Source organism: Micromonospora sicca, from assembly GCF_003172935.1.
Lineage (GTDB): Bacteria > Actinomycetota > Actinomycetes > Mycobacteriales > Micromonosporaceae > Micromonospora > Micromonospora sicca.
This window is the reverse complement of sequence record NZ_QGKS01000495.1, coordinates 1-5,562: the sequence shown is the minus strand read 5'-3', so window position 1 is coordinate 5,562 and position 5,562 is coordinate 1. Positions and strand designations below refer to the sequence as shown.

Here is a 5,562-nt window from a genome sequence, read left to right as displayed (position 1 = left end):
CCTCGATCGGCTACCACCGCACCAACGGCGAGGCCAACATCGCCCGCGCCACCCGACGCGCGAACCGCCGCCCCCACGACCTCATCACCGCCGTGACCAGCAGCATCCCGACAACGCAATGACCCTGAGGTCAGGGGTTCGAGTTCCTTCGGGCGCGCCGACGATCAAGGCCGTGACCTGTGGTAGCTCGGGCCCACCCACGACTCGTGAACTCGGCGAACGCTCAACACACGTAGCCGTGCCCGAACCGGCCCTCAGGAAATACACGATCATCACTCGCATCGCAACCGGTCGTTCGGGGCATGGTTGAGGACCTGAACGCCACATACACCTGGAGCGCCGCTACGGTGGCATTGACTTCAACTGGTTCTCCGTCCAGAGCGGCAAGAAGAGCATCGCCAGAAACTGGACTTGGTAGAAGAATGGACGACGGCCTTCATGAGTGGAGAGGTTGAGTCAGTAAGTCCGGCATCGGTTGAACGTGCCTTTGTCAGATTCGCTGAAGAGATGGTCCGTGAGGGGTTCGTGGCGGACTTTTCGGTTGAGACGCAAGATCTCGTACGCCTGAAGCTGCGCAGATCGGACGATGACGCGCCTGTCACGTTGTCCATGACCGGAAGCGGCGAGGTTTTCCTGCTCAACCTGGCAGATGCATATGACACTCAACGCGCGGCCTACGATGATCCAGACAAGTGGGACGCTCTGAAGGAGTTGCTACTAATTGCAAAAGGCTTCCTCAGCGGCGAATACGAAGAGGAGCTGCATGAGCGACGCGGCAAAGTAATTGGTCGACTGATCAGATTCCCAGAACCCACCGACACCTCATTATCAACGCCGCGAGGCTTGCGTGGCCTATTTCAGCGGTTAGTGGGCTACGAAACCAAGTCCACCCACTCCCGATGAGCCGTGGATGGGGGAGGTCAAGGGCGCCAGCGAACGGCATGGCCGTGAAACGTTGGCAGCTCCGGCATTCCTGGAAGCAGCGGTAAGGCGTCCGAATCGTTGAACCGGGCGAGTCTGAACCGAACCGGCGAAGGGAACGGATCCGGTGTTCGACGGCTTCGAGGAACTGGACATCGCCACTACGGACATGACCATCCACGGACGCCGGGGCGGCGCGGGCCCGCCCGTCCTGCTGCTGCACGGCATGCCCGAGACCCACCTCATGTGGCACCGGGTCGCGCCGCGACTCGCGGAACGGTTCACCGTGGTGGCCACGGACCTGCGCGGCTTCGGCGACAGCGGGAAGCCACCGAGCGCGCCGGACCATGCGCCGTACAGCATGCGTCAGGTGGCCCGCGAGCAGGTGGAGGTCATGCGGCTCCTGGGCTACGACACGTTCGCCGTCGTCGGGCACGACCGCGGCGCCCGCTGCGCGTACCGGATGGCGCTGGACCACCCCGACACGGTGACCCGCCTCGCGGTGCTCGACATCGTGCCCACCGGCGACGCTTTCGGCCAGGCCGACATGGACTTCAGTCTCGGGTTCTGGCTCTGGTCGTTCCTCGCCGCTCCCGAGCCGGTGCCCGAACGACTCGTCGCCCAGGCGCCGGAAGTCATCGTCGACTACATGCTCGACTCGTTGTCCGAGGTACCGGACGCCTTCCCGGCCGCTGTAAGGGCGGAGTACGTGGCGAAGCTCAGCGCCCCGGACGCCGTCCACGCGATCTGCGAGCAGTACCGGGCGGCCGCCACGCTGGACTACCAGCACGACGAAGCCGACCGGGGCAACCGGCGGATCCGGTGCCCCGTCCTGGCGCTGTGGAGCCACGCCGGCCCGGTGGCGAGTTGGTACGAGCCGCTGGAGGTGTGGCGCGCCTGGGCCGACCAGGTCGACGGAGGCCCCGTCAAGGCCGGACACTTCCTGCCGGAGGAGGCCCCCGACGAGACGACCCGGCAGCTCCTCGCCTTCCTCACCTGACGTCACTGGGCGCGACCGGATCTACGACAAGGGGCTCAGAGCGGGCACGATGGGTACGTGGACATCGAGGCGGTCGACTGCGCGCCCGAACAGAGATTCCCCCGCGCGGTCCTCCGGCAGCGCTGGCAGGACCTCACCTTCCTGCACTGGGCCGTCGCACCGGAACTCGTCGCGCCCCTGCTGCCCGGCGGCACCCGCCCGGACACCCTCGACGGGCTCAGCTACGTCGGCCTGATCGGTTTCCGGATGGTCGGGCTGGGGCTCGGACGCGGACCGGGAGTGCCGTATTTCGGCAGCTTCTGGGAGACCAACGTCCGGCTTTACTCAGTCGACGGCATCGGCCGTAGGGCGGTGGTGTTCCGCTCGCTCGACGCGTCCCGGCTGGTCCCGGTGCTGGTCGCGCAGCTGAGCCTGCGGCTGCCGTACAAGTGGTCGGCGATGCGGCTGGACCGGGACAGTGACCGCTACACCTACCGCTGCCGGCGCCGCTGGCCCGGCCCGACCGGCGCGACCAGCCGGATGGTGGTCCGGGTGGGTGAGCCGATCGCCGACCCGACCCCGCTGGAACACTTCGTCACCGCCCGCTGGGGCCTGCACACCCGGGCGTACGGGCGCACGCTGCACCTGCCGAACTGGCATCCCCAGTGGCCGCTGCACCGGGCCGAGCTGCTGCACCTGGACGACGAGCTGGTCACCGCCGCCGGACTGCCGCCGCCGTCCGGACCGCCGACAAGCGTGCTCTACTCCCCCGGCGTCCCGGTCCGGTTCGGCCCACCGGCCACCGTGCGCCGACCCGGCTGACCGCCCGAGCCGGTGCGGCCACCTCAGTCCTCCTCCAGCACCACGCGGCGGCGGGTGGCGGCGTTGAGGTGGGCCCAGGTCATGCCACCGGGCTCCTACGCACTCGTTCACGACGCTCTCGCAGCGCTCGCTGGAGGTGTCGAACTGCCTCGTCCGAGTCAGTGCCCGGGGCACGCGACACGTCCCACAGGATCTGCAACAGGTCTGCCAACGGCATGCTTTCCGGTTGCGACCGGGCAGTCGGGCAGGGCCAAACTCCAGGGTCCTTGGACACGATCAGTTCCAACGTCGCGTCATCCTCGTCGGCCGGTGCCAGGCCCGCAGAGGTCAGGTCCGAGCCGGTCTGGGCATAGACGATCGCTCGGCGCGGACTTCGCCATGGGGCGATGAAGTCGGCCGCGACGTCACCGGACACTGCGATCCGCTCACGATCGCCGCTCTTCAGCAGGCCAATGACTGTCTCCGCCTGCTTCACCGGCGGCTCTAGGCCACACCAGAGGGTTCGTAGGCCACCTGGCCCCGGGTACGCGTGCAGCCACCATTGAAAGGCGGCGTCAATGTCGGTGACGTCCCAACCAGCCGGTGTGCGATGGACCAGACCTTGGTCAGCCAACGCGGCAAGGGCCTGTGACACGCGAGGCTGGGAGACACCGGCAAGCGCAGCCAACTGCTGCTGCGTGGCCCACGGGTGCTCTGCCAGTCGTCGCAACAGCGTGAACGTGCCCCACGGCACGCGACCTGGTCGGGTGCGACGAGACGGGGCATCAGCCTCCCGGCTCCCGATGGGCAACGGGTGACCTGCCATGGACAGGAGGCCGCTGACCTGCCGACCGGTATCAACCAGCCAGGACCAGCCAGCGGCTTCGACTGCTAATCGAACAGCAGGCGTCGCCGACGGCACGATGAGCAGCACCGGCTGCCGATGCTGGGTTCGCAAGGCGGCGATGTCGCTCGGGTTCAGGACGGCGGAGGAGCGGACCACTCTCAATACAGTTTGGGCGGCCCCGCGCTGCAGCTCGACATGCTCAGCGTCGAGCGGGATGACCGTGAGGCCGGTATCCACCAGAGCCCGCCAAGCAGCCGTCGATATAAGCATCACCCGACCTCCTCAGATAATACTTATAACACGGATGGAAATCCGAAGGGCGCACGTCAGGTTGGATAACCGTCGGACCGTCCGCGGCAACCGAGGCCAGCGCAGCGGGTCGTGGGTGCCGCGCGGCACGCCCGGCCGGCAACGGCGCAGCCGGTCGGCGCCCATCCGCCCACCCACCGCGAGGCCGTACCGCTCCAGCGCCGCCAGCCCGTACGCGCTGCACGTCGGGGTGTAGCCGCACTTGCCGGGCCAGCGGTGCGACAGCCAGCACCGGTACGCGAGGATCGCCGCCCTACCCGCCCGGTCCATCATCGGCGCGCGGGTCGCACCCGCCGCCCGAACCGAGCGTCAGCATGAAGGAGAGAGTCCGAAGTCGCAGCAGTCCGGGCCGTCGCAGTCGCAGACGTCGCACGCGCCGCAACCCGACCGACGCGCTTCCTTCTGCGTCGCGCGAGCTGGTGCATCAGTCGCACGAGCCAGCACGTCTCCCGGCATCAAGGTGTTGACGGGCGAGCCGCCCGCCGGCGGGGAGCGAGCCGGCCGGTGCGCTCCCGCAACTTCCGCGCCGTCCGACCCAGCTCGAACGCGATCCGGGCGGCCTCGTACGCCTCTGCGGCGCCCTGCTCCGCCATCCGGCGCTCGCACAGGTCGTCCCACTCGGCGCGCTCATCCATCTTCCGGCCCCCTCGACGACGGCGTGCCGCTCTGCCAGCCATCGCTCAAGAGCCCAACGACGGGCAACGCACGGGGTGCTGGTGCTGTTCGTCACGTCTCGGCGACACTCCCGCCACCGGTCGGTCAGAGCTAACCGACCGCACCGGGCTCAGGATGTCGGCTCGGGGAGCACCCGGGTGCATAGCGTCGGTGGCGAAAAGAGGAAGGAGCACCGGGTGCTGGAGCGGCTCAACCAGGCCATGGAGCACATCGAGCGGCACCTCGACCAGCCGGTCGAGGTGGCCGAGCTGGCGCGGATCGCGGTCACGTCGGAGTACCACTTCCGGCGGCTGTTCTCGGCCCTCGCGGGCATTCCCGCTGTCGAGTACGTCCGGCGGCGGCTAACGTCGCCGGCGGGGAGGTGCTGGCGGGCGAGGAGTGGCTGCTTGACATCGCGGTCCGCTGGGGGTGCCAACTGTTGCCGGTTGAGTAGGCGTTGGTATGTGTTGGTGACCTTGAAAGAGTTGCTTGCAGTCCCGGGTGCTGCATCGTGAGAGGGATCAGGCGATCGGCGCCGCGCTGTGGTGGGTGTGGCGTTGGTGGTTGCGGGTTTAGTCATACCGAGTGGTTACGGTGCTGGGCGTGGCGCACCGGGAGCTGTTGAGTGTGGTGCAGGCGTACCGGTTCGCGTTGGACCTGACGCCCGGACAGGAGCGGGCGGTGTTGGCTCACGCGGGGGCGGCGCGGGTGGCGCACAACTGGGCGCTGGCCCGGGTGAAGGCGGTCATGGATCAGCGGGCCGCCGAACGCACCTACGGCATCGACGAGGCGGACCTGACCCCCACGCAGGGCTGGTCTCTGCCCGCGCTGCGCAGAGCGTGGAATCAGGCGAAGGTCAACGTGGCGCCGTGGTGGGCGGAGTGCTCGAAGGAGTCGTTCAACACCGGCCTGGACGCGCTGGCCCGGGGGTTGAAGAACTGGTCCGACTCGCGTTCAAGCAAGCGCGCCGGGCGGCGGGTGGGGTTCCCGGGGTTCAAGTCACGCCGCCGGTCCACACCCTCGGTGCGGTTCACCACCGGGGCCATCCGGG

General features: G+C 68.3%; 7 protein-coding genes and 1 pseudogene. 5 read left to right on the top strand and 3 right to left on the bottom strand.

Annotated elements, in window-relative coordinates:
• Positions 1-438: 438 nt before the first annotated feature.
• From DKT69_RS38035 to DKT69_RS36070, 3 genes are all read left to right on the top strand, one after another.
• On the top strand, positions 439-903 hold the full coding sequence (locus DKT69_RS38035) for a hypothetical protein (protein ID WP_146231311.1): 465 nt from the start codon (positions 439-441) through the stop codon (positions 901-903).
• Positions 904-1,048: 145 nt separating this feature from the next.
• Positions 1,049-1,921 (top strand): alpha/beta fold hydrolase, encoded by an 873-nt coding sequence (locus DKT69_RS36075; protein WP_201750036.1) that lies wholly within the window; start codon positions 1,049-1,051, stop codon positions 1,919-1,921.
• A gap of 57 nt (positions 1,922-1,978) precedes the next feature.
• The gene (locus DKT69_RS36070; RefSeq protein ID WP_109805832.1) at positions 1,979-2,722 is read left to right on the top strand and encodes a YqjF family protein; all 744 of its coding nucleotides are present in this window, start codon (positions 1,979-1,981) and stop codon (positions 2,720-2,722) included.
• A 79-nt stretch (positions 2,723-2,801) separates the two neighbouring features.
• Here the strand turns inward: DKT69_RS36070 and DKT69_RS36065 are convergent, their stop codons facing one another.
• From DKT69_RS36065 to DKT69_RS36055, 3 genes are all read right to left on the bottom strand, one after another.
• Positions 2,802-3,818: a MarR family transcriptional regulator gene (locus tag DKT69_RS36065; RefSeq protein WP_161558018.1), complete on the bottom strand. Its 1,017-nt coding sequence runs from the start codon at positions 3,816-3,818 to the stop codon at positions 2,802-2,804.
• A 12-nt stretch (positions 3,819-3,830) separates the two neighbouring features.
• Positions 3,831-4,127 (bottom strand): membrane protein insertion efficiency factor YidD, encoded by a 297-nt coding sequence (gene yidD / locus DKT69_RS40470; RefSeq protein WP_236648664.1) that lies wholly within the window; start codon positions 4,125-4,127, stop codon positions 3,831-3,833.
• Positions 4,128-4,312: 185 nt separating this feature from the next.
• Entirely contained in the window at positions 4,313-4,492 is a 180-nt protein-coding gene (locus tag DKT69_RS36055; protein ID WP_201750035.1) for a hypothetical protein, read from the bottom strand.
• A gap of 216 nt (positions 4,493-4,708) precedes the next feature.
• Here DKT69_RS36055 and DKT69_RS36050 point away from each other — a divergent pair.
• Together DKT69_RS36050 and DKT69_RS36045 are read left to right on the top strand one after the other, a co-directional pair.
• Positions 4,709-4,941: pseudogene (locus DKT69_RS36050) on the top strand (AraC family transcriptional regulator); the annotation flags it as partial.
• 173 nt (positions 4,942-5,114) lie between these two features.
• Positions 5,115-5,562: helix-turn-helix domain-containing protein (locus tag DKT69_RS36045; RefSeq protein ID WP_161558017.1), on the top strand; the 448-nt coding region annotated here is incomplete at its 3' end.

Bases quoted from the DNA above. Each gene is read 5' to 3' on its own strand.
- DKT69_RS36065 (WP_161558018.1), bottom strand. From the start codon at position 3,818: ATGCTTATATCGACGGCTGCTTGGCGGGCTCTGGTGGATACCGGCCTC.
- DKT69_RS36055 (WP_201750035.1), bottom strand. From the start codon at position 4,492: ATGGATGAGCGCGCCGAGTGGGACGACCTGTGCGAGCGCCGGATGGCG.
- yidD (WP_236648664.1), bottom strand. From the start codon at position 4,127: ATGGACCGGGCGGGTAGGGCGGCGATCCTCGCGTACCGGTGCTGGCTG.
- DKT69_RS38035 (WP_146231311.1), top strand. From the start codon at position 439: ATGAGTGGAGAGGTTGAGTCAGTAAGTCCGGCATCGGTTGAACGTGCC.